Below are 24,174 nucleotides of genomic sequence, written 5' to 3'. Positions count from 1 at the left end.
TCCTGTATTATCCTACGAGAGAAGTTCCGATCCTTATAAAGGTGGCCCCCTCTTCAATCGCTATCTCATAATCGTTTGACATGCCCATTGAGAGCTCGCGGCACGGAGCATGGCTCAGGTTCATCTCCTGAATTTCCTCTCTCAGTTCCCTGAGGCGCCTGAAGGTGGTGCGGATGAGTGAGGTGTCTTCTGTATCCGGCGCCATCGTCATCAGTCCGGCAATCCGGATAGAGGGGAAGCTGCTGCAAGAGCGGATAAAGTCTGCCGTCTCTTCCGGTTTGAGCCCATGCTTTGATTCCTCTCCGGACGTATTAACCTGAACGAAGCACTGAACCGGTTCGCTTGTGCGCTTGTCGATCTCGGCAGCGAGCGAAAGCCTGTCCAGAGAATGTATGTAGTAAACCCGGCCGATTATGTTTTTGACTTTCCGTGACTGAAGGCTTCCGATGAAGTGCCATACGGCTCTGTCACCGAGCACATTATATTTATCTGCAAGGCCGTCATCCCTATTTTCGCCTAAGTGAAGAACACCGGCCTCCAGTGCCTCTTCTGCGCGTGCAGCCGAGACATATTTTGTGACAGCAATGATTTGTATTTCTTCAGGATTCCGGCCTGACTGTCTGCAGGCTGTTTGAATTCTTTCATTGATGACAGACAGTTTTTCTTGCACTTTCAATCAGGAACCCTCCTCTTTCCATCCAATAAATCCGATCATTCTGCCTGTTTTTCCGCCATCCCTGCGGTGGGAGAAAAACAGGTCCTCATTGCAGGAGGTGCATAATCCTGAAACCGAGATGTTTTTTTTATCTAAGCCGGCCTTGATCAGCAAAGCTTCATTGAATTTTTTCAAATCGAGCCTGTACTGTCCTGTGCCTGCAGATGTATACGGTAATTCCTCATCCTGCCGATAATGACCGTTCACTTTGCTGATCACGCGGTCATCCACCACATAGCAGCACGGTCCGATAGACGGTCCGATGACCGCATGGATTTTTCCGGGGTCTGCTCCTTCTTCCTCACACCATCTGGAAACCATACTCCCGGCGATGTTTGAAACACTGCCCTTCCACCCGGCATGAGCGATGCCGGCAAGTCCTGCCGCTTCTTCATAAAAAAAGATCGGTGTACAATCTGCAAAAGCCAGTGCAGCTGCAGTGTTCCTGGAGTCCGTGTAAAGACCATCCGTTTCCGGGACCGCATCACTGTATTGATAAATGCCTTTGCCCGCATCATCCGGGCCGGTCTTCACGATTGCCGGGCCGTGAACCTGATCTGCAAATGTCCAGTTCTCCAGCGGAATGCCGGACTCTTCTGCACACATTCTCCGGTTTTCAGCGACAGCATCTGCTGAATCACCGACATGAAGCCCCATATTCATCGAGCTGTATGGAGAATGACTCACTCCGCCGCTCCTGACTGTAAAGCCGGCAACAAGGGAAGGGACGGAATCGCACTGCAGCCTCAGAAAGCTCCTGCGGTCTGAGATAAACGGCTCTTTGCGCATGACCATTCTCCTTTCGACACAAAACCTGCCTTAATGCCTTTATTTTACCACATCTTTCGGCTATGGTTCCTGTTTAAAGGGTAAAATTAATCATGTTTTGGTCTTTTTTCAATTTATTTTAACAATGTAGAAAGCATGAAAGGTTTTCCTGTCCGTCCGGGCACTGCCGGTTATTCCAGCCCGGTATTGGAGGAAACGCGGACGAGGATCACATCTTCCCCGATTTTAACAATATTTCTCCAGGGAATGACAAATTCCTCCTCCCTGCCAAAAAAACCAAGCATTTTACCCGGGCCTGAAATAATGATCGCCTGGATCTTCCCGGTCGTTACATTTATATCAAAATCCCCGATACTGCCAAGCTTTCTTCCATCTGACACATTGACAATATCCTTCGTTTGAAACTCGGAAATGTTCATCATCTTGAAGTCTGCCTCCCTGCCCATCCTTTATTACTTAATGTATGAGCCTGCCGGCAATGTATTCGGGAAACAGAAAGAGGATTCATGCCTTTCGGCTGAATCCCCGCGCTTGTCCCTTTTTATTGCTGGATGTTCTTGTTCATCTGCCTGATTGCGGCCTTCTCAAGTCTTGAAACCTGCGCCTGGGAAATGCCGATTTCATCTGCAACTTCCATCTGCGTCTTGCCCTGGAAAAACCGTTTTCTGAGAATCAATTTTTCCCGGTCATTCAGCCTCCGCATTCCCTCTTTTAAAGCGAGCTCTTCAATCCAGTTAATATCACGGTTCCGCTCATCACTGAGCTGGTCCATCACAAAAATCGGATCTCCGCCATCGTTATAGATCGGTTCAAACAGGGAAACAGGATCCTGGATCGCATCAAGTGCAAACACGATTTCCTCGTGAGGCACTTCAAGCACCTTGGCAATTTCCTCGGCTGTAGGCTCTCTAGAAGTCTGGGTCATCAGCTTTTCCCTTACCTGCAGAGCCTTATAGGCAATATCTCTTAAGGAACGGGAAACCCTGATCGGATTATTGTCCCTTAAATAGCGTCTGATCTCCCCTATGATCATCGGTACAGCATAGGTGGAAAATTTAACATTTTGTCCCAGGTCGAAATTATCAATTGATTTCATGAGGCCGATACAGCCAACCTGAAACAGATCATCGACAAATTCTCCTCTGTTGTTGAAACGCTGGATTACACTCAGTACAAGCCTGAGATTTCCATTTACGAGTTTTTCTCTTGCTGAACTGTCCCCGCCTTGCATCTCTCTGAACAGGATCCGCATTTGTTCATTTTTTAAAACAGGAAGCTTTGATGTATCTACTCCGCAAATCTCTACTTTATTCCGTGTCACATCTTACCCTCCAGTCGGGAGCTGCTGTACAAAAAACAGTATTTCCTTTAGCTGGAAAAATATGCGCACAGAAATTGATGTCTGCGGTCCTTTAACTTGAGACCCATATAAAAAAGGGCTTTTCGCCCCTAAAAAAAATTCAAACCATTTTATTGAACTCTTTTCTCAGTCTTTTGATGATTCTTTTTTCAAGCCTTGAAATATAAGACTGGGAGATGCCAAGCATATCCGCCACATCTTTTTGCGTCTTTTCCTCCCCGCCCTGCAGCCCGAAACGAAGCTCCATAATCTGCTTTTCTCTGTCATTGAGCTGCTGCAATGCCTTTAAAAGAAGCTTGCGGTCTACGTTCGCCTCAAGGTCCTTCGTGATAATATCATCATCTGTACCAAGCACATCCGATAGAAGGAGCTCATTGCCATCCCAGTCAATGTTCAATGGTTCATCGAAGGAAACTTCCGATCTGATTTTATTGTTTCTGCGCAAATACATCAAAATTTCATTCTCTATGCATCTCGATGCATATGTAGCAAGCTTGATTTTCTTTTCCGGGTTAAAAGTATTTACCGCTTTGATCAATCCGATGGTACCGATGCTGATCAAATCTTCAATATTTATTCCTGTATTCTCAAATTTACGGGCAATGTAAACGACCAGCCTCAAATTCCGTTCGATCAGTATGGCTCTCGCAGCCTGGTCTCCACCCGGAAGCTTTTGCAGCAGAAGCTCTTCTTCATCTTTGTTCAGCGGAGGGGGCAAAGCCTCGCTTCCGCCGATATAATAGATTTCGTCCGTTTTCAGCCCCAGCTTTGTAAGTAGCCGGTACCACCAGTACGTGATCCGCAGCCGCAAGTTTTTCATTGTTTTCCCCCTTCTAAAAGTCGCCTGCGCGAGTAAAATGATAATACTTCCCATGTTTTACGATACATTCGATGCAGAAGATGAATGTTGAAGCATTTGCGGATGGACGATGCAGGTAAAATCGCCGTCTGCCGAAAGCTGCGATGAGCTCAAAGCGATCAGCGCTTTTTTCACCTGCCATTCCTCTTTTCCGGTTGAGATGGTAAGGGCGTCCGGCTTAAGGGCAAGCATGAACTGGTTTTGCTGGCCGACTCCGCGGTACGGTACAATCCTCATTCGAAGCTGCCATTCATGATCAAGATCAGGTGTATCCTCCAGAATCTTTCCGCTGCTGACTTTATCACATAAAGCTTTCGGTAAATGATCCTTCATTTTTTCAGTATCCGCTATCATGACCGGGGTTTTGGTCAAGGGATCATACAGCTGATTTCCGCTGTCTACAAGCCCTCTCATTTCCAGAACGGTCTCACCCAAATAGGCTGTTACATAGACGATTTCCTCATATTGAAGTTTTTTCACCTGAATATCCTTTCCTCTGCCCGAAGAAAAGAGCCATAGCAGCGGGAAACCGGCAGCAGCGAACAGCCAGGAAACCGGATCTCCAAAGCCGGTTGACTGGGTGATCAGGACCCCTCCGGCGAGATAACTGTCCTGCTGAAGAAAATAATGTACGCCGATGATCCCTCCCCCAATCGCGAAGGTGGCGAAATAAAACATCAGCAGGTTCTGAAGAAAATATTTAAACCGTATAAAACCAAAAGCCGTCCACACCATCAGAATTGAAATAAGGAATTTTCCGGCCGGGTGGCTGAAAAAAGGGCTAAGCGGTGTGAACAGAAAGAGAACGAGAGCAGAACCAATGAATCCCCCGAGGAGAATCCGGTACCATACTTTTTTTCTTTTCATCATGGCAGCTGTGAGCAGAAGCAGCATGGTATCAAAGAGGAAATTCAGAAGCCAGATGACATCTAAATAGACGGTCAATGCACACCCCTCTTCCCAGCCAGTGAAGGATCTGAATGATTGCTATGGTTCAAGTATATAGAGATCGTCCGGTAAAGTGTGTCAATCTGTGAAAGGGAAATCCGTGTTTTTTTAAGTGGTTTTGTCGGAAGCCGCTGCTTGGCTCTCCCTGCATAATGGGTGATCCAGCACCAGTAAAAAAAGGCCCTGACAGACTGTTTCGTCTGTCAGGGCCTTTTTTGTTTACCATTTAGCGTCTTCTGTTGCGGTTGCGGAGGAAGGTTGGGATATCAAGTGCATCATCGGGCTGCTGCTGGCGATGAGTGTCATTGTATGACGGCTCTTCCCGTTTAATTTCACGTTCACGCTCACGCTTTTGCGGCATGGCCGGCTTCTGGTTTTGCGGAGCCGGGTTCGCAGTTCCGCCGAAGCGCGGCTTCTTGCCTGGATTGATCTCCTGTTCGCTGAAGCCTGTCGCAATAACGGTTACAACAATCTCATCCTTCAGGTTCTCGTTTATTACGGAACCGAAGATCATGTTTACTTCCTGATCGGAAGCCGATGCTACAATATCAGCAGCCTCCTGTACTTCATAAAGACTCAGGTTCGTGCCGCCTGTAATGTTCATCAGCACACCTTGTGCCCCGTCGATGGATGTTTCAAGCAGCGGACTGGAGATCGCCTTTTTCGCCGCTTCAGCTGCACGGCTTTCTCCGGTAGCTACACCGATTCCCATAAGTGCAGAACCTCTATTGGACATGATGGTCTTAACATCTGCAAAGTCCAGGTTAATAAGTCCGGGAACCGCAATCAAATCGGAAATACCCTGAACACCCTGGCGGAGAACGTTGTCAGCTTCACGGAACGCTTCCAGCATCGGCGTGTTTTTATCAACGATTTCCAAAAGACGGTCGTTCGGGATTACGATCAGTGTGTCCACGGATTCTTTCATAGAAGAGATTCCGCCTGACGCCTGCATCGCACGCTTGCGTCCTTCAAATGTGAACGGACGTGTCACGACTCCTACTGTAAGAGCCCCGAGATCTTTTGCAATCTGGGCGATAACCGGTGCAGCACCTGTTCCGGTACCGCCTCCCATACCTGCAGTAACAAAGACCATATCAGCACCGCGCAGTGCTTCCTCAATCTGTTCCTTGCTTTCTTCGGCAGCTTTTTTCCCGACTTCCGGGTTCGCTCCTGCACCAAGGCCTCTTGTCAGCTTGGAGCCGATCTGCATTTTCACTTCTGCTTTAGATAGATTCAAAGCCTGGGCGTCCGTATTAACAGCGATGAATTCTACTCCCTGCACCCCGTGTTCAATCATGCGGTTAACAGCGTTGTTTCCCCCGCCGCCTACACCTATTACTTTTATCGTTGCCAGTCCATCAATATTCGTTTCAAACTCCAGCATGCATAATCCTCCTAATCCATCAATCACTTCTGGTTGATCGTTTTATTCAAAGAAGTACCCGAAAAATTTTTTCACTTTGCTCTGTTTTTTGTCATCTGTCTGCTTAGGCTTGCTTGACTTGCGTTCTGCCGGCTCTTCTCTTGAAGCAGCAGTCTGCTCGGCGTACGTATCCTGGGATACGCTGGAACCGATTCTTCTTCCCTGGATTTTCGCATTTTTGTAGGCAAACTGAATGAGCCCGACCCCGGTCATATAGCGGGGTTCTCTAACACCGATATAATCAGGACTCGCAATTCGTACACTGCTCTGAAGCATATCCTGTGCCAGTTCAAGAACTCCGGGCATGCTTACAGTCCCTCCAGTAAGAACGAAGCCCCCCGGAAGATCTCTGACTCCGAGTCTCATAAGTTCATGCTGAACCATTTCAAACAATTCTTCAAGTCTAGCTTCTATAATATCAGAGATTTCCAGCTGATTGAATTGCTGTTTCTGATCGGTTCCGATAATGGAAACCTCAAACACTTCGTCCGGCGAAGCGTGATCATAGAAAGCATGACCATGTTTGACCTTAATTCTTTCTGCTTCCTCTGTCGCAGTACGAAGGCCGATCGATAGATCTTTCGTAAGATGCTCCCCTCCGATAGGCAGGACAGAGCTTGAACGAATATGCCCCTGTTCAAAAATGGCGATTGTCGTTGAACCTCCGCCGATGTCAATCATGGCTACTCCCAGATTCTTTTCATCACGGGAAAGGGCAACAGAACCGGCAGCCAGAGGCTGAAGGCAGATATCTGTTATTTCGAGCCCCGCTCTTTCTACACAGCGAAGCAGGTTATGTAAGATTGTTTTGGAACCGGTAATGATGGTTCCTTCCATTTCCAGTCTGACACCCAGCATACCACGGGGATCATTTATCTCATCCAATCCATCTACAATGAACTGGCGCGGAATAACGTCGATTATTTCTCTTTCCGGAGGAATAGACATTACCTGAGCCGCCTCGATGACTCTGCGGACATCTTCATTCGCTATCTCCCTGTTTTCACTGGAAACAGCCACAACACCATGGCATTCCTGAAGATGAACATGGTTTCCTGCTACCCCCACCACTACTCTTTTAAGGGGAATACCCACCATGCGTTCCGCCTGCTCAACGGCCTTTTTAATAGAATGAACGGTCTCGTCGATATCGACAATTGATCCTTTTTTTAATCCTTCTGATTTAACATTTCCAACACCGATTACATTCAGGGCGTCATCCGCCATTTCGCCGATAATCACCTTCACACTGGATGTACCGATGTCGAGACTCACGAAGATTTCATTGCTGTTCATTCTATGGCACCTCCTTCTCTCTCTACATTTCTATTCTATTATTTGGAGAACAACTTTACAATCCGCATCTTGCTTATTTAAAGCAGGCCATGCAGGAAAAACTGCAATTGCAGCTGTTTGCAGCTCTTTTCCCTTATACAGGCGAGCCGGGAAATAAAACACTCTATAAATGATTCGTCAAAAGAAGCATTTTTCCCTCTACTTTCCCTCAACTTTTTTTGCCTTTTGCCGTGAATCACTCCATCTGGAAATCAGGATCCTTCTTATGACTGCAATGTTTTGGAACAATCTTACACCGAAGGCAAAAATCGCCACCAGATACAAGTCTACACCAAGATGGACTCCCAGAAAAGCTAAAGCTGCTGCAAGCAGAATGTTAAAGAAAAATCCTGATACAAAGACCAGCTCATCGTAAATATTCTGCAGCTGTGCCCGAATTCCGCCAAGCAGAGTATCCAGTGCTGCAAGTACTGCGATGGAAAGATAGTTGGAGTATTCAGCAGGTATGCGGAAGCCTGAAAAATATCCAAGTAATAGTCCCAGCAGCAGTCCAAGTACAGGAAGCCACATTATGAATCTCCCCCTTTACGGATTTCGTAGGGATGAAGATCCCCGCTGCGGATGCTTTTGTCGCTTCCGGGAATGACGATGCTGCTTTCCGGTTTCCGGACCGTCATCTTTATATTGTCTACAGCAAACAGATCATGGGTACTGGAAGCTTTAATGCGGTCATAAAGCTTCGCTGAATCTTCACTGATCACATTGATTTTAATCGGCAGCGAATCCAGCGGAAAACCGTCCATTTTTACAGTTCCGTTTATATTTCTGATGACTGTTGTGCTGGAAACTCTGTGTCCGTCTATGGAAATATGTTCAGCTTCATTTGCATTCAATTCATTGATCAGCCGTCTCAGCAAATCAGGTGAGACAGAAATATCTTTTTCCCCAATTAGCTCGCCGCTAAACAAAGGTTCAAGGACAAGGACGATTCCCTCCCCTTTTACTTCGGTCAGACCCGCCTGCAGTTTTAGCTGATCAAGCGTTTTTTTCAATGCTTCGTCTCTCGCGTTCGTTTCATTGGAATCATACGTGCTCAGCAGCTGATTGTACTTTCTGATTTCTTTCAGCAGCTCTGACTGCTGTTTTTGCTCCTCGCTCAATTGCTCCCGGATTTCCCAAAGATCTCTTGAGTCCCTTTCTGCCGGCTCCTTGATGGACTGGAACTGAACAGAAAGCATAAATCCAAACAGGCCCATTATTAACGTATATCCGATTATTTTTTTCCTTTCAGGCACGTTTACTGCTCCTCATATCATCGTTTCTGTGAATTACAGCCTGCTCTGCCGAAGCATCAGGAATTATCGCCGCTTTGGAGCATCGGGTTCATGGTGATTTCAGATTTCTTTTCGGTCTTAACCTCAATGTTGTCATAAGCGAGCTCTTCCGATACTCCTCCGGGAATGGTGAAGGCAGAAATCAGTACATCCGGATCACCGATGGCAGAAATGACAAACGGGGCCGGGAACTGGTTCCCATCAACCGTAATAACTGGACCGTTGCAGAAAATATATGATTCTGCAGAGATCCGCTGGCCATTGATCGCTACTGCGGAGGCGCCGGATATAAACAATTCGTTGATCGTCTTGAAAATATGGCTTTCATGAACGATATAGCTGTTGGCATTCCCGCCGGCCGGTATGTAAGAGGAATCCTTCAGCGTGATTTGGACCCCTTTGCCTTTTACACCGGTTTCCCCGGTGTACATGCGAAGCTTTTCGATTTCATCCACCATCCGGCCTGCAGCCTGCTGCTCTTCCTTTACGGAATCTTCATGGGCACGGATTTTCTCCTGCTTGTCCCCCAGTTCCTTCTGCAGCTCCAAATTGCGTTCTTCCTGACTGATCAGCAGCTGTCTGGATTCATACTCTCTGTTCCATTGTTCAGCAGAGATGCTTGCACCGCTTTTCTCATTCGTCAGCTGAAAAGAAAATGCGATGAGATAGCCGAGAACGAGCATCACTGCAGAAAGAAGGACATATTTACCTCTCGGTTTCATCCGCTTCTTCTCCCTGATCTAATTTCTCTTCGGTGTCTTTCTTCTGTTCAAACGATTCAAAATAGGTGCCGACTTCCATATGAATCATGCCTTTGGATCCCGGTTCAAGCTGAGCGATGATCGAAGGGTAATCTTTAATCTTCTCGGCTATGTTCCGCACAGAGCCGCTGATGACATACCCCTCGTTCATATACAGCTTGATGCGCCACGAATCATTTTTGTCGGGAGCATGATAGATTTCGGAAATTGAGGCCGCGATCGGCCCCGGGATTTCTAAAAGGGCAGAGGCCATTTCCTGAATATGTTCTGCTTCCTTCCAGTTGATCAGAATGGGTGCATCTGACGGGAGCGATTTACTGTCCTGTCCAAGGACGAAGCCATTCTCAAGAATCGGCAGGTAGCTCCCGTTTCGTTCTGCATAGGCAACCCGTTTATACTCTTCGACCTTAAGAGTGACTTTATTGGGGAATGTCTTTAAAACTTGTACTGATTTTATTTCTTTCAGTTCTTTGATCTCTCTTTCGGCATCGCCTCCGTCAAGGCTCCAATAGCCTGTCCCGGGAGCGATCCCGCTTTTTTTAATAATCTCTTCTTTGCTGGCATGGATGCTGCCGGATACTTCGACTGCCGATATTTTGCTGAGCGGCGATTGAAAGTAAATAACAAGCAGGATCAATATAAAAAAAAGGCAGAGAAAGGAAACCAGCCGCTTATTCGTCTTCTGTTTCCGCTGCTCTTTCAGTTTAGGGATGCGCTCTTCGATCGAAACAATTTTATCCTGTTCGATTCGGTTATTCATTTTCCCATTCACCCTTCTTGAAAATTTCCGTGCAAACCGGTTGGGAAATATAAACAAACGGCATACTGGATGCCGTTTTTGCCATTTTCCTATATTAGTCATTATAGCATAGTAGAAGGAATAGTTAAGCCTCTTCTTTTAGGATTTTCGCCCGATTATTTCTACCTCTGTCTCCAATTGGACGTTATATTTGTCTAAAACGGTTTTTTTAATGAAAGCAATAAGATCTAAAACATCCTGTGCAGTCGCTCCGCCGGCGTTTACAATGAAATTCCCGTGCATATCAGACACTTGAGCCCCGCCGATTTTATAGCCTTTCAGCCCTGCTTTTTCTACAAGGGCACCGGCATAATCCGGAAGGGGATTACGGAAGATGCTGCCTGCACACGGGAAATTCCAGGGCTGTGTGTCTCTCCGGTAATCTTTGTTTTTCTGCATGACGGAAACAATCGTTTCTTTTTCTCCCTCTTCCAGCTTCAAAACCGCTTCGAGGCAGATTCCGGGCCGCTCATTTTGGAGAATAGACGTACGGTAGGAGAATTTCAGTTCTTCGCATGTGAGCCATTCCATTGTTCCGTCTTCAAACAGAATGTGTGCTTTTACAAGAATCTTGCTCATATCAGAGCCATGGGCACCGGCGTTCATATAAACGGCTCCTCCGACCGAACCGGGGATGCCGCTTGAAAACTCGAGGCCCGATAAGCCTTTTTTGCTGATGATCGTCGCAAGCTTGATCACCGAATAGCCGCCGCCTACTGTCAGAACCTCTCCGTCTATCTCCAGATGATCGAGGCCGTCCCCAAGCTTGATGACTACCCCTTCAATGCCTTCATCGGAAACAAGGAGGTTGGAGCCTCTGCCAATCGCACGCCAGCTCACTCCATGGTCTTTAATAATTGAAATGATTTTTTTGATGCTGTCTATATCCTTTGGGACAACCAGGCAGTCCGCCGGACCTCCGATTTTCATCGTTGTGTGCTTGGCAAGAGGTTCGTTTACAAGCACTTTGCCGACCTCTGCCTGCTCAAGTTCTCTGATGATGTTTTCCATAATAACCTCCTGAAAGCTGCTGTATTCTTTTTTCAGCTCGAACGGACCATTCCGGAGCCGTTCCAGTCGAGGGCACGCCTGTGCACGCCGGCATGGTGCCCTTTAGCTGAAAGATTGTGTTAAAAGGTATTTATCCGATGATAAGACATCCGTTATTTTTTTGTGGAAACTTCCCCAAGCACTTCAGCTAGCCTTGCCGCTGCATCCGGCATGCCGATTTTTGCTGAAGCATTTCGCATCTTCATGAGCTCTGCTTCGTCAGTCATGATCCGGTCGATTTCTTTTAAAAGAGCCGGTCCGTTCAAGTCTTTTTCGAGCATCAGTACAGCAGCTCCCTTATCACTTAACGACCTGGCGTTTACTTCCTGGTGGTTCGCTGTCACATATGGACTTGGGATCAGAATACTTGGAAGGCCAAGCGCTGTAATTTCTGCTATCGATGTAGCGCCTGCCCTGCCTACAATCAGATCCGTACCGGCCAATACTTCCGGCATATTATGAATGAATGGCTTGATGATCACATTGGAAGGGGAACCTGTCGCTTTTGCTTCCTCCGCTACTTGCTTATAATGGACTTCCCCCGTCACATAGAGAAGCTGATAGTCTTTTTCTCCCAGCTGGGGCAGTACCTCAAGAATCGCTTTATTGATCGGACGGGCTCCTCTGCTTCCCCCGAACACAAGCACGGATTTTACACCGGGCTTTAAGCCTGCGGACAGCTTTCCTTTTTCTCCGTTCACACCGGCAACTTCTGATGCACGCGGGTTTCCGGTCATCACCGCTTTGTCTGCAGGGAAGTATTTTCTTGCTTCTTCAAAGCAGATCGCCACTTTGTCCGTGTATCTGGACAGAAATTTATTCGTCAGCCCCGGAAGGCTGTTTTGTTCATGAATGACGGTTGGTATGCCGAGCTTGGCTGCTGCGTAGACCACAGGGCCGCATACATATCCGCCCGTTCCGATCACAGCATCCGGCTTGAATTCTTTTAAATAATGTTTGCTCGTTTTTACACCCTTTAAAAACCGCATGACGGTTTTTACGTTATCCAGGCTGATTTTTCTTTTAAAACCGGTGATTTCAATTGATTTGAAAGGAATATTTTCTCTCTCTACAATATTCTTTTCCAGTCCGTTGGCAGTTCCAATATATAAGAACTCCGCTTCAGGGTTCATTTTCTTCATTTCTTTAATAAGAGCAAGTGCAGGATAGATATGTCCTCCTGTACCTCCCCCGCTTACCGCAACCTTCATCTCTGATTCCTCCTGGGCTCTCCCGTAAAAAGGGGATAAATAGGGAGGGGCCGGCCCTGGCTTTACAGAAATACCATTCGATTTCCGATCAGCTGGGTCAGCCTCCGCTTCGTTCTGTTCAATTAGTATTTAGCATATCTGCTGATATTCAGCAAGACCCCGATTGCCATCAGCATCAGTGTCAGAGAGGATCCTCCATAGCTTAAAAAAGGCAGTGTGATCCCCGTAACGGGCATCAGGCCTGTAACGACCCCTATGTTGATCATAACCTGAATGGCGACCATCGCAATAATTCCCACTGATAAAAACGCGCCATATAAATCAGGGGCTCCCAATGCAATTCTTATTCCCCTCCACAGCAGGAGGCAAAACAGGAGCAGCACGAGCGACCCTCCGATGAATCCCAATTCTTCTGCCAATATGGCAAAGATAAAATCAGTCTGCGGCTCAGGCAGATAAAAAAACTTTTGCCTGCTCTGTCCCAGTCCCATTCCGAACAGCCCGCCCGGTCCGATCGCATAGAGCGACTGGATGATCTGAAAGCCACTCCCGAGCGGATCCTGCCACGGATCCAAAAATGAGGTGATCCGTTTCATCCGGTAAGGTGCGGATATTACGAGAGCCGCAAAGCCACCGGCACCCAGCAGTCCGAGAAAGCCAAAATGCCAGATTCGTGCCCCTGCAGTGAAAATCATCACGATGCATGTTCCCACCATTACCGTTCCTGTGCCGAGGTCGGGCTGGAGCATGATCATGCCGAAGGCAATGAAAACAAGTCCGAGTGAAGGGACAAGCCCTTTTCTGAATGAGGTGATTTTTTTCTGATGCTCTGACAGGTATTTTGCCAGAAAGACAATCATCGCAAATTTCATAAATTCTGATGGCTGGATAGAAAATGCACCGACCCCGATCCAGCTCCTCGAACCATTCCGCTCCATCCCGATGCCCGGGACGAGAACCGCGACGAGAAGAACAAAACAGATGAGCAAAATGATTTTCGCCCACGTCCTCCAGGTCCAGTAATCAATATTCATAATAAAAAACATGCCGATTATGCCGATCCCCGCAAAAAGAAGCTGTCTTTTCGCGAAGAAAAAAGAGTCATCGAATTTATAATCCGCCCAGATGGCGCTGGCGCTGTAGACAATGATCAGCCCAACTGTCAAAAGCAGGAGTGTCACGATGATCAAAATGAAATCAGGAGTCGTTCTTTTCGCCGTCAAAGCCGCACACCTCTATTTCTCTAAAGGTCAGGCTCTGGTACGAGCCCTCAATCTAGCTTATGCACGGCGCTTGCAAACATGTCTCCTCGTTCTTCAAAAGTCTTGTACTGATCCCAGCTTGCACAAGCCGGTGACAGGAGAATAACATCTCCCTCTCCGGAAAGGCTGTAGGCCGCGCCGGCTGCCTGTTCCACATTATCGACACGTTTAACAGCTTCTATTCCAAGGTCAGCGGCGGCTCTTTCAAGTTTAGGAGCGGTTTCTCCAAATGTAATCACCGCTTTTACATGCTTCATGTATGGCTTCAGCTCGTCAAACCCGTTGCCGCGGTCAAGTCCGCCAGCAAGGAGGATAACAGGCTGCTCGAAGGCTTCGAGCGCTTTGGATGTGGCAAGAATATTGGTCGCCTTCGAATCATTGTAAAATCTCCGGCCATTCAGGGTGCGGATAAACTGCAGTCTATGTACAACCCCTGTAAAGGAGGTAAGCACCTTTACAATCGCTTCGTTCGAGCATCCGCGGGTTTTCACCAGGCACACAGCGGCAAGGATGTTCTCAAGGCTGTGCTTTCCGGGGAGGACGATCTCTCCCGTCTTGATGATTTCTTCACCATTGTAGAAGACGGCACCGTTATGGACACAGGCGCCTTCAGTAAGATACTCGCGAACAGAGAACAGAATTTTCTTTCCTTCTGTCCGTTCGGCAAGCCTCCCCGCCTCCTTATCATCCGCGTTAACGGCAGCCGTATCATCCGGAGTCAGATTTTCATAGATTTTCCCTTTCGCTCCGGCATACGCTTCTTTTGTGCCATGATAATCCAGATGGGCATCAAATAAGTTCAACACAACGGCAGCAGAAGGGCGGAAGGACCTTGTCCCCTGCAGCTGGAACGATGACAGCTCCATAACGATCACCTGTCCGGCTTCTGCCTTTTCTGCCACTTCACATGCGACAGTGCCGATATTTCCGGCAATCAGGGGATCTTTTCCGTCTGCTTTTAGCATCTCATAAACGAGTGTTGTTGTTGTTGTCTTGCCATTCGAACCTGTAATTCCAATGATATCTGCCTCTGAAATCTGGTACGCAAGCTCCACCTCCGTCAACACGGGAAGGTTCCGCTCAGCAGCCTGAACGAGAATAGGATTGGAATAGGGGATGCCCGGATTTTTCACAATCAATTCAATCTTCTTCTCTTCCAGCAGATTCGAAGGATGATGTCCGCAGATCACTTCGATTCCTGAAGAATCCAGTTCCTGTGCGGCTTCATTTTCTTCGAACGGCTTCATATCATTGACGGTGACATGTGCACCCAGTTTCCGGAGAAGCCTCGCAGCAGCAAGGCCGCTTTTGGCGAGCCCGAGGACCAGGACATGCTTTTCTTTATAAACGTCTATGTTTTTCACTTACAACCACACCTCGATATAGATTCCAACCATTGCAAAAATCAGTCCTGCTGTCCAGAACGTTACGACTACACGCCATTCGGACCAGCCTGACAGCTCGTAATGGTGATGCAGAGGGCTCATCTTGAACACTCTTTTTCCGGTCGTTTTAAAAGAAATGACCTGAATGATAACAGATAAAGTTTCCAGAACGAAAATACCGCCGATCAGGACAAGCAGAATCTCCAGTTTCGTCAGGATGGCTACCGTTACAATGGCGCCTCCCAGTGCAAGGGAGCCGGTATCACCCATAAATACTTTTGCAGGATGCGCATTAAAGACGAGGAAACCAAGAACAGCACCGGCAACGGCAACAGAAAAGATCGCGACATCATATTGGGACTGATTCCATGCAAGAATCGCGAAAGCCCCGAATGCGATGGCAGCTGTTCCGGATAATAGTCCGTCCAATCCGTCCGTCAGGTTAACCGCGTTTGATCCCCCAACAAGCATAAAGACGATCAGAATGACGTATGCCCATCCAAGATCAAAGGCAAATTCTGTACCCGGAATACGGATTTCGGTAGAGAACTCATATTGCCTGAATACAAGATAAAACACGACGGCAATCATGATCTGGCCGATCAGCTTCTGCTTCGATGTCAGACCGAGGTTGCGCTTCATGACAACTTTTATAAAATCATCGAGAAAACCAAGCACTCCGTATCCGAACGTGACAAAAAGAAGAAGATACGTTTCGACGCCGGGCTCTGAAAACTTTCCAGTCATCACGAGGGTCGTGACAATAATGGAAAGGATGATCATGATTCCGCCCATTGTCGGTGTTCCGGTTTTTTTCATATGTGATTTAGGGCCTTCATCCCGGATGCTTTGTCCAAATTTCAATCTTCTCAAAAACGGGATGAAGAAAGGAGAAAGCAAAACGCTTATTAAAAAGCCCATTAGGATCGTAAAAAATATCACTTGCTCAAGCACTGCGTTTTCCTCCTTCAATCTCCATCCTTGTCTCTTTGTGAATATCATATGCTTTCTGATGCCTATTATGTTTACACCAAATTAACAAACTCATTTTCTCACTGCTCACTTCCGTCTGCCTTATTGTGTTTTACGGCTTCTTTGCCGATTTTCAAGCTGCTGATGGCCTGCAGGGCAATTTCCCTGTCATCAAAATCAAACACTTGATCTCCGATTTGCTGATACGTTTCATGTCCTTTTCCTGCGATCAGAACCACATCACCGGCACGGGCATTCGCTGCTGCAAAATAAATCGCCTGCTCCCTGTTCACGAAGGAATGGTAGTAGGAATTCTGCACACCCTTTTCCATATCAGAGAGGATCATTTGAGGATCCTCGCTCCGTGGATTATCGGATGTGAAAATCGGTTCATCTGCATAATTCACTGCGATTTGCGCCATGAGCGGCCTTTTTGTTTTGTCACGGTCACCGCCGCAGCCGATAACGGTAAATACTCTTCCGGCCGCAAACTGACGGACTGTTTTAAGGACGTTTTCAAGGCTGTCCGGGGTGTGGGCATAATCGACAATCACAGCAAAAGGCTGCCCCGCATCGACCAGTTCAAACCTGCCCCTTACTCCCTCTGCCTCTTCAAGCGCTGCAGCTGCCTCTTCGAGAGGGATACCGGATACCAGGCAGGCTGAAATCGCAGCCAGCACATTGTATACACTGAACTTTCCGATCAGCTTAAGCTTCATGCACCGTGTACCGAAAGGTGTAACGAGCTTGAAGGACGTGCCGCTTGAAGTCATCTTGATCTCCTCTGCCATCACGTCAGCTTTCCGGTCGATCCCGTACGTCAGCAGGTGGGCCGCCGTCATCTTTTTATAATCCTCGGCAGCGGGATCATCCTGATTGAATACTGCATATTTCGGGCGCTCCCGGTTAAATGTGTTTCCAAGCTGCGAGAACAGCAGACCTTTTGCCTGTTTATAAGATTCCATGCTTCCATGGTAGTCCAGGTGGTCCTGTGTCAGGTTTGTGAACACGGCCACATCATAATCGCAGCCATGTACTCTGCCCATATGCAGCGCATGGGAAGAGACTTCCATCACAGCGTTCGTCACGCCCTGATCTGCCATTTGCCTGAATGTTTTCTGCAGGGTAAGACTCTCGGGCGTCGTGTTGCGGACCCCTTGAATCTCGTCCCCGATTTTTATGTACATTGTCCCGATCATTCCGGTTTTCTTCCCGGCAGACTGCATGACCTGCTCGATTAAATGGGAAACCGTGGTTTTTCCGTTTGTCCCGGTTACACCGATCAAATGAAGCTTGCCTGTAGGCTGGCCGTAAAAAGCATCTGCAAGAACAGCCATGGCCCTTCCGGTGTCGGGAACGATGATTACAGGGACCGGCAGTTCAAGCGGTTTTTCCGCAATGACAGCTGAAGCTCCCTGATTGACAGCCTGCTCAGCAAAATCATGGCCATCCACTGTATATCCCTTAATACAAATAAACAAGCTTCCTTTTCCTGCTTTTCTTGAATCCATCTCTACAGATTGTATTTCCGGATCACCTGCAGCACTCAGATTCCCTATAGGCAGATGGGAAAGCAAATCAGTTAACTTCATGATTATCTAACCTCACAATTCAAACTCTTAAAATAGCATCTACTTTTTTTGCATACAGTTCCTATTTTAGCTTAGTTCCCGTTCAGAAGCCAATGTTAATTTAAAGGGGTTCGCAGCCCTGCCGCTTTGCTTCAGGAAAAAACCCGGCCGGATCTCTGCTGTCCGGCCGGATTTTTCTAAGGATTCCCCATATAAACGCGGATGGCTGAACCTTCTTTTATTTTCGTCCCGGCAGCCGGTGACTGCTGGACGACAGCTTCCCCGCTGCCTGATACATCAAATTTCACATTCAGGAGCTGTTCCCTGAGTTCATCGATCTCCATCCCTAATAAATTCGGGACTTCCACAGACTTTGTGTCTCCCCATTTATACGTTTTTTCCATCTGATCCTTCCGGGGCTCAACTCCCATCTCCGGAAGACTGTCCCTCATGATGCTGCCGACGATCGGGGCCGCAACGGTTCCTCCGAATTGAACCGTGCCTTTCGGGTTATCGACAGCCACATAGACAACGAGCTCTGGATCATCAGCAGGAGCAAACCCTATAAAGGATACGATAAAATTATTTTTCAGATAGACTCCGTTGCTGACCTTCTGTGCCGTTCCTGTTTTCCCGCCTACACGGTACCCTTCTACAAAAGCATTCCGCCCTGTACCTTTTGCCACTACACTTTCGAGGGCATAGCGAATTTGTTTGGAAGTGCTCTCTGTAATGACCCGCCTTTTCTCAGCGGGAGCATTCCGGTTATGCACGGCTCCGGTAACCGGATCGATCCATTCCTTCGCTATATAAGGGGTATATAGAACTCCACCGTTCACCGCTGCGGAAACGGCAGCCACCTGTTGAATCGGCGTTACCGAAACCCCTTGGCCAAATGCAGTCGTTGCCTGCTCCACCGGGCCGACACGGTCCATATTGAACAGGATCCCTCTTCCTTCTCCCTGCAGGTCGATTCCTGTTTTCTGACCGAAGCCAAATGCTTTAATGTATTGAAAAAGCTTCTCTTTTCCGAGTCTCTGCCCGAGTTCAACGAAACCGGGGTTGCAGGAGTTTTGAACAACCTCAAGGAAGCTCTGGGATCCATGCCCTCCTCTTTTCCAGCATTTCAGTCTTGCACCTGCGACCTGGACCGAACCTGAATCATGAAAATGATCATGTTCCAAATTGACTTTCTGTTCCTCCAGGGCCGCAGCGAGGGTGATGATCTTAAAGGTTGATCCGGGTTCATACGTACTCCAGACAGGAAGGTTGCGGTTGTATACGGATGGTTCCACATCCTGATATTTGGCCGGGTCAAAGTCAGGCCTTGAAGACATGCCAAGAATTTCTCCGTTTTTCGGATTCATGGCAATCGCGATGATGCCATCCGGGTTATACTTAGCCTGGGCAAGATCAAGCTCCCTTTCAATGACGGTTTGTACTTTGGAGTCGATGGTGAGTTTAAGAGTCTGCCCGTCTGTAGGCGGCTTATAGTCATCAGCTTCATTCGGCATCCGCTTTCCTTTGGCGTCCGAGTAAAATTTCACGAACCCTTTTTCACCCTTAAGCTGTTCATCATAAAACCCCTCAAGGCCGAGAAGACCCTGGTTATCAATCCCTGCAAAACCAAGGACGTGGGATAAATAGCTGCCGTTCGGATAATACCTCTTGCTGTCTTCCCCGATATAGACCCCCTTAATCCCGAGTGCTCTGACTTCTCCCGCCTTTTCATGCGAGATCTTGCGGCCCTCGGGTTTAATGGTCACAATCATTTGATTTTGAGTAAGAAAATCATAAGCTTTTTTTTCTGTCATATTTAAGACCTGAGCAAGTTTGGCGGCAGCTTCTGCAGGGTTCCCGATCTGCCTCGGTACAGCATACACCGTAGGAGCACTGATATTCGTAGCAAGCTTTACTCCGTTCCTGTCAAGTATTTCCCCGCGTTCCGGTTCAAACGGCAAATTACGGCTCCACAAATCCTTCGCTCCTGCCGTCAGCTTGTCTCCCAATATAAATTGTACATAGCCAAGCCTGACATCTATAACAGCAAATACGAGCACCCCGATCAGCAGGACGGCAGCCAGTCTCTTTCGAACAGTAACGTGTGATACGCGCAAACGATCATCCACTCCTTGTCTAGGCTCCCTCCACTATATGCTTGTACAGCAGTGAGTAGAACAGCCCCAAGGAGGAAAGACCTTCCCTTCGCCCGGTGTTTTTCATAAATTTTCCCGCATTAAAAAAGCGGGGAAAACGTATCGTTTTCCCCGCTCGGGGTTCCGTTAATTTCCGGCAGGCGGTTTCAATTCTACGGTTAGGAGAGTGTTGCTGCTGACCGGGGTTCCTGCGGGTATGCTCTGCTTGGCGGAAAATCCTTCTCCTGAGAAAGAGACGCGCAGCTGAAGCAAATCGGCAAGCTTCATTACATCTCTTTTTGACCAGCCTGAAAGATCCGGCATTTTGGCCTTCCCTCCGGTATACAGAAAGATTTTCTCATCCTTCGTGAGGACAGATCCTTCAGAAGGATTCTGAGCCTCTACTGAAGATCCTGTACCAAGGATGACCGGTTCCGCTGACAGGCTCCTCAGCTTGCCGGATGAATCCTTCGCATTTTTGCCGATATAGGAATCCATCACTGGATTCTCCGGCTCTTTGTCTTTGTCTTTTACCTTCTGCCCAGCTGCTTGATCTGGCTGGATCTGAAGATACTGCAGACTGTTTTGCATGACTGTTTTGAAAATAGATGATGTTGTCATGGAGCCTGTTTCTGTCGGCTCAAGTTCCGGCTGCTGGACAGCTACATACACAAGCAGCCGCGGATCATCCTTTGGTGCCATACCCATGAATGAGAACAGGTAATTTTCCTTGCCGGTCATGTATCTGCCGTCCTTACCGGGCAGCTGGGCTGTACCTGTTTTCCCTGCAACATCGTATCCTTCTATAGCAAAGGGCTTGCCTGTACCGTTTTTAGAAGTCACTACACTGCCCATCAAATCCCTGACCTGTTTGGCGGTCGAAGCGGATATGGGTTTGCCGAGTTTCTTTGGCTCATTTTTCTCCACCACTTTTTTCGTGTCAGGATCTGTGATCTGATCGATGATATAAGGCTTCATCATTTGCCCGTCATTTGCAATAGCGGTTGCAGCCTGGATCTGTTCGATGACTGTTGCGGTGGAGCCTTGGCCGAATGAAGCAGTGGCAAGGGAAATGGAGCTGTCTGAGTTTATTTTTCCGGCTTCTTCTCCAGGAAGATCAATTCCTGTCTTCGACCCGAAACCGAACTTTTCCATATAGTCTGCATAAGCATCCGGGCCGATTTTCATGGCAAGATTGATCATCGCCACGTTGGAAGACCGGGCAAAGCCCTCGTTGTAGGTGATCGTTCCCCACCCCGTCTTGTTGTGGTCCCTGATTGTTCTTTTCCCAATCTTATACCCGCCTGATTTGTAGGAAGCGTCACCGTTGTATACACCTTGTTCGATCGCCGCAGCAACAGTGTACATTTTCATAGTGGACCCCGGTTCAAAAGGGTAGCCGATAATATCGTTATAAAAATTGGTGATATCCCGGGTATTGGGATTAAAGCTTGGCCTCTGGCTCATTGCAAGGATTTTACCCGTCTTCGGATCCGCTACAACAGCCATCACCTTCTCAGGGTTGTAATCCTTGACCGCCTGATTCATCGAATCTTCAAGGAAGGTCTGGATTTTCTGGTCAAGGGTTAAATACACACTGCTTCCGTTATCCGGCTTCGTAATCTTGTCCTTGCTTCCGGGAAGCTTCCAGCCGAACTGGTCACTGTTGTATTTAATGAGTCCGTCCTTTTCCTGAAGATAGCGGTCCAGGCTTTTTTCAAGCCCAAGCATGCCTGAGGTTTTCCCTGTTTCTTCATCTTTCTGGGCGTAGCCTATGATATGAGATGCGAACACACCATTCGGATAGAAGCGTTTTTGATTTTTGATAAAAGCGATACCCGGCAGCTTCAGCTTTTCAATTTTTAGCTTTTCTGTCTGGCTTAAATTCCTTCCGTCCGCTCCAAACTCAACCTGCTTTGCATCTTTTTCAAGAAAGCCAAGCGCTTCCGATTTTTCAATATCCAAAATCGGCGCCAGTTTTTCAGCCGTCTTGTCTTTATCTATTACATGCTGCGGCTTTTTTGGATTCGTGGTGAGGGTCTCATCAAGAATGGCCACGAGCGTATAAGCTGATGTATCCTCGGCGATCGCTTCACCGTTCCGGTCCAGGATGGCTCCCCTTGACGCTTCGAGCGATTGCTGTTTTTCGTACTTTTGTGCCGCCCGTGCCGCCAAAACCTGACCGTCTACTTGTCCTGTAAGCTGGATGTACAGAAATCTCCCCGTAATGATAAAGAAGAGCACCGCAAACACTAATGCTAATGCGGCTGCTCCTCTATTCATATTTTTATTCTTTTTCGCCATGTTATTCCTGAATAGCCTTTACATTGTTTTTATCGAGCTTGAGCCCATTTTCTTTCGCTTTTTTTAAGATGGTGTCGTAATTGCTCAATTCCTTCACCTGAACCTGCAGATCCGCATTCGTTCTGCTTTGTGCATCAACCTGCTGTTCCAGCTTTTGAATTTCCATGCTTGACTGATATGCAGCAACACTGTTTGCGATCAATTGAAAGCTCGCAGCAGCCAGCCCGAGGACAAACAGGACAGCCAATACTCTTTCTCCCAGTGTAATGGGAAGTCTTCTTTTGACAGGAGCTGTCTGCGGCTGGCTTTGCGGCTGTTGCTTCGTCTTTTCCTGTGCGCGTTGATTGACCTTAACGGCTAAATTGCTCATGGCTGAACCTCCTCTTCATCCTTCTAGTTTTTTTATGTTTTCAAAGGCTTTCTTTCTCTCTATGGATGGCAGCTAGATTTTTTCTGCGATTCGGAGCTTCGCTGAACGGGAACGGTTATTGTCCGTCAGTTCCTCTTCTGCAGGCAAAATCGGCTTCCTTGTAATTAATTTGATTTTCGGCTCGAACTCCTTCGGGATCACTGGCAGCCCCGGTGGAAGCTGCGGGATTTCTGCCGCTTGCTTAAACGCGGTTTTGCAGATCCGGTCTTCAAGGGAATGAAATGTGATGACACTGATTCTTCCTTTAGGACCCAGAAGTTCGATGGACTGTTCAATGGCTTCTTCAAACACTTTCAGTTCATCATTTACCGCGATGCGGATGGCCTGGAAAATCCGTTTGGCCGGATGGCCTCCGGTTCTCCTTGCAGGAGCAGGTATTCCTTCCTTGATCAGTTCGACGAGTTCACCTGTCGTTCTGATCGGCTCTTTTTCGCGCCGCGCTTCTATCTTCCTTGCAATCTGCTTAGAAAACTTCTCCTCTCCGTATCTGAAAAAAATACGGACAAGGTCTTCATAGCTCCAAGTATTAACGACCTCATATGCTGAGATGTCTGATTGCTGATCCATACGCATGTCCAGCGGAGCATCATGATGGTAGCTGAAGCCGCGCTCCGGTGTATCGAGCTGCGGAGAGGATACTCCAAGGTCGAAGAGGATGCCGTCCACAGCTGTTACGCCATGTTCAGCAAGCTTTTCACGGATGTGCCTGAAATTGCTTTTGATGAGAATAGCCTGTCCTTCATAAGCCGCCAGCTTTTCTCCGGCATGTTCAATCGCCGTATCATCCTGGTCAAAGGCAAACAATCTGCCTTCGGGGGATAGTTGCGACAGCAGGTACTCGCTGTGTCCCGCACCGCCAAGAGTGCAATCTACGTATGTACCGTTTTCTTTAATGTTCAGGCCATCTACCGTTTCCTTCAATAATACAGTTTTATGTTCAAACATGGATGTTCCCGCCTTTTTTATCAAATTCGAATGGATTTTGGATGCAGCTTTAACCGGATCTTTTGCCGCTCTCGCACAACGATTCATTATATATCAAAATCGATCATGTTTTCAGCAATTTCCGCAAAAGAGTCTTCCTGCTTGCTGACATAGTCTTCCCAAATCGGCCTGCTCCATAATTCAATTCGATTTGATACACCGATGACGACGCAATCTTTCTCAAGCTTTGCGTAATTCAGCAGAGGGGATGCAATGTTGATCCGCCCCTGTTTATCCAGTTCACATTCTACTGCACCAGAAAAGAAGAATCGTGTAAACGCCCGAGCGTCTTTTTTAGTCAGCGGCAGAGCTTTGAGTTTATCTTCCATGATAATCCATTCGGCCATCGGATAACCGAACAGGCATTGGTCCAGACCTCTCGTTAGGACAAAAGACTCACCAAGCCCTTCACGGAATTTAGCTGGGACGATCATGCGGCCTTTTGCATCGATTGTATGCTGAAATTCCCCCATGAACATAGCCTGTCCCCACCTTCTCCCCCAAACTCACCACTTTCCCCCACTTATCTCCACTTCCTATTCTACACGTTTTGAAAACAAAAAAAAACCCTGTACAGCACAGG

General features: G+C 47.6%; 23 protein-coding genes. All 23 read right to left on the bottom strand.

Annotated features, from left to right (window positions below; all coding sequences use genetic code 11):
- Positions 1 to 7: 7 nt before the first annotated feature.
- Positions 8 to 676: a YggS family pyridoxal phosphate-dependent enzyme gene (locus GKZ89_RS04460; RefSeq protein ID WP_155111196.1), complete on the bottom strand. Its 669-nt coding sequence runs from the start codon at positions 674 to 676 to the stop codon at positions 8 to 10.
- Positions 677 to 1,504, bottom strand: a complete 828-nt coding sequence (pgeF, locus tag GKZ89_RS04455) for a peptidoglycan editing factor PgeF (protein WP_155111195.1) — start codon at positions 1,502 to 1,504, stop codon at positions 677 to 679. It abuts the gene before it with no gap.
- Positions 1,505 to 1,674: 170 nt separating this feature from the next.
- Positions 1,675 to 1,926, bottom strand: a complete 252-nt coding sequence (locus GKZ89_RS04450; protein WP_155111194.1) for a YlmC/YmxH family sporulation protein — start codon at positions 1,924 to 1,926, stop codon at positions 1,675 to 1,677.
- Positions 1,927 to 2,045: 119 nt separating this feature from the next.
- Positions 2,046 to 2,825 carry an RNA polymerase sporulation sigma factor SigG gene (gene sigG, locus GKZ89_RS04445; protein ID WP_162356477.1) on the bottom strand — a complete coding sequence of 260 codons (780 nt, stop codon included), beginning with the start codon at positions 2,823 to 2,825 and terminating at the stop codon, positions 2,046 to 2,048.
- A gap of 139 nt (positions 2,826 to 2,964) precedes the next feature.
- The gene (sigE, locus tag GKZ89_RS04440) at positions 2,965 to 3,684 is read right to left on the bottom strand and encodes an RNA polymerase sporulation sigma factor SigE (protein ID WP_155111193.1); all 720 of its coding nucleotides are present in this window, start codon (positions 3,682 to 3,684) and stop codon (positions 2,965 to 2,967) included.
- A 57-nt stretch (positions 3,685 to 3,741) separates the two neighbouring features.
- Complete coding sequence (spoIIGA, locus tag GKZ89_RS04435) at positions 3,742 to 4,668, bottom strand: sigma-E processing peptidase SpoIIGA (RefSeq protein ID WP_155111192.1); 927 nt, start codon at positions 4,666 to 4,668, stop codon at positions 3,742 to 3,744.
- Positions 4,669 to 4,897: 229 nt separating this feature from the next.
- Positions 4,898 to 6,058 carry a cell division protein FtsZ gene (ftsZ, locus tag GKZ89_RS04430; RefSeq protein WP_155111191.1) on the bottom strand — a complete coding sequence of 387 codons (1,161 nt, stop codon included), beginning with the start codon at positions 6,056 to 6,058 and terminating at the stop codon, positions 4,898 to 4,900.
- 42 nt (positions 6,059 to 6,100) lie between these two features.
- A complete protein-coding gene (gene ftsA / locus GKZ89_RS04425) occupies positions 6,101 to 7,393 on the bottom strand; it encodes a cell division protein FtsA (RefSeq protein WP_155111190.1) in 1,293 nt (430 codons plus the stop codon).
- 198 nt (positions 7,394 to 7,591) lie between these two features.
- On the bottom strand, positions 7,592 to 7,963 hold the full coding sequence (locus GKZ89_RS04420; RefSeq protein WP_155111189.1) for a small basic family protein: 372 nt from the start codon (positions 7,961 to 7,963) through the stop codon (positions 7,592 to 7,594).
- Entirely contained in the window at positions 7,963 to 8,688 is a 726-nt protein-coding gene (locus GKZ89_RS04415; RefSeq protein ID WP_155111188.1) for a DUF881 domain-containing protein, read from the bottom strand. The genes GKZ89_RS04420 and GKZ89_RS04415 overlap by 1 nt, the downstream gene beginning before the upstream one ends.
- Positions 8,689 to 8,744: 56 nt before the next feature.
- Complete coding sequence (locus GKZ89_RS04410; RefSeq protein WP_155111187.1) at positions 8,745 to 9,449, bottom strand: DUF881 domain-containing protein; 705 nt, start codon at positions 9,447 to 9,449, stop codon at positions 8,745 to 8,747.
- Complete coding sequence (locus GKZ89_RS04405) at positions 9,433 to 10,248, bottom strand: cell division protein FtsQ/DivIB (RefSeq protein ID WP_155111186.1); 816 nt, start codon at positions 10,246 to 10,248, stop codon at positions 9,433 to 9,435. The genes GKZ89_RS04410 and GKZ89_RS04405 overlap by 17 nt, the downstream gene beginning before the upstream one ends.
- A 138-nt stretch (positions 10,249 to 10,386) precedes the next feature.
- Positions 10,387 to 11,298: a UDP-N-acetylmuramate dehydrogenase gene (gene murB / locus GKZ89_RS04400; RefSeq protein WP_155111185.1), complete on the bottom strand. Its 912-nt coding sequence runs from the start codon at positions 11,296 to 11,298 to the stop codon at positions 10,387 to 10,389.
- 152 nt (positions 11,299 to 11,450) lie between these two features.
- Positions 11,451 to 12,548, bottom strand: a complete 1,098-nt coding sequence (murG, locus tag GKZ89_RS04395; protein WP_155111184.1) for an undecaprenyldiphospho-muramoylpentapeptide beta-N-acetylglucosaminyltransferase — start codon at positions 12,546 to 12,548, stop codon at positions 11,451 to 11,453.
- Between the two features lie 122 nt (positions 12,549 to 12,670).
- Positions 12,671 to 13,771 (bottom strand): stage V sporulation protein E, encoded by a 1,101-nt coding sequence (gene spoVE, locus GKZ89_RS04390; protein WP_155111183.1) that lies wholly within the window; start codon positions 13,769 to 13,771, stop codon positions 12,671 to 12,673.
- Positions 13,772 to 13,818: 47 nt separating this feature from the next.
- Positions 13,819 to 15,174: a UDP-N-acetylmuramoyl-L-alanine--D-glutamate ligase gene (gene murD / locus GKZ89_RS04385; RefSeq protein WP_162356474.1), complete on the bottom strand. Its 1,356-nt coding sequence runs from the start codon at positions 15,172 to 15,174 to the stop codon at positions 13,819 to 13,821.
- Positions 15,175 to 16,149 carry a phospho-N-acetylmuramoyl-pentapeptide-transferase gene (gene mraY, locus GKZ89_RS04380; RefSeq protein WP_162356472.1) on the bottom strand — a complete coding sequence of 325 codons (975 nt, stop codon included), beginning with the start codon at positions 16,147 to 16,149 and terminating at the stop codon, positions 15,175 to 15,177.
- 98 nt (positions 16,150 to 16,247) lie between these two features.
- Positions 16,248 to 17,759, bottom strand: coding sequence for a UDP-N-acetylmuramoyl-L-alanyl-D-glutamate--2,6-diaminopimelate ligase (locus GKZ89_RS04375; RefSeq protein WP_155111181.1), 1,512 nt, complete (start codon positions 17,757 to 17,759; stop codon positions 16,248 to 16,250).
- A 176-nt stretch (positions 17,760 to 17,935) separates the two neighbouring features.
- The gene (locus tag GKZ89_RS04370) at positions 17,936 to 19,855 is read right to left on the bottom strand and encodes a stage V sporulation protein D (protein ID WP_155111334.1); all 1,920 of its coding nucleotides are present in this window, start codon (positions 19,853 to 19,855) and stop codon (positions 17,936 to 17,938) included.
- A 165-nt stretch (positions 19,856 to 20,020) separates the two neighbouring features.
- Positions 20,021 to 22,177 carry a penicillin-binding protein gene (locus GKZ89_RS04365; RefSeq protein WP_155111180.1) on the bottom strand — a complete coding sequence of 719 codons (2,157 nt, stop codon included), beginning with the start codon at positions 22,175 to 22,177 and terminating at the stop codon, positions 20,021 to 20,023.
- A 1-nt stretch (position 22,178) separates the two neighbouring features.
- Positions 22,179 to 22,547 (bottom strand): cell division protein FtsL, encoded by a 369-nt coding sequence (gene ftsL / locus GKZ89_RS04360; RefSeq protein ID WP_155111179.1) that lies wholly within the window; start codon positions 22,545 to 22,547, stop codon positions 22,179 to 22,181.
- 72 nt (positions 22,548 to 22,619) lie between these two features.
- Positions 22,620 to 23,552 (bottom strand): 16S rRNA (cytosine(1402)-N(4))-methyltransferase RsmH, encoded by a 933-nt coding sequence (gene rsmH, locus GKZ89_RS04355; protein WP_155111178.1) that lies wholly within the window; start codon positions 23,550 to 23,552, stop codon positions 22,620 to 22,622.
- 86 nt (positions 23,553 to 23,638) lie between these two features.
- Positions 23,639 to 24,070 carry a division/cell wall cluster transcriptional repressor MraZ gene (gene mraZ / locus GKZ89_RS04350; RefSeq protein WP_155111177.1) on the bottom strand — a complete coding sequence of 144 codons (432 nt, stop codon included), beginning with the start codon at positions 24,068 to 24,070 and terminating at the stop codon, positions 23,639 to 23,641.
- Positions 24,071 to 24,174: the final 104 nt, after the last annotated feature.

It is taken from the genome of Metabacillus mangrovi, assembly GCF_009711125.1.
Classification (GTDB): Bacteria; Bacillota; Bacilli; order Bacillales; family Bacillaceae; genus Metabacillus_B; species Metabacillus_B mangrovi.
The sequence above is the reverse complement of the archived record's forward strand: the minus strand, read 5'-3'. Positions and strand labels throughout refer to the sequence as shown.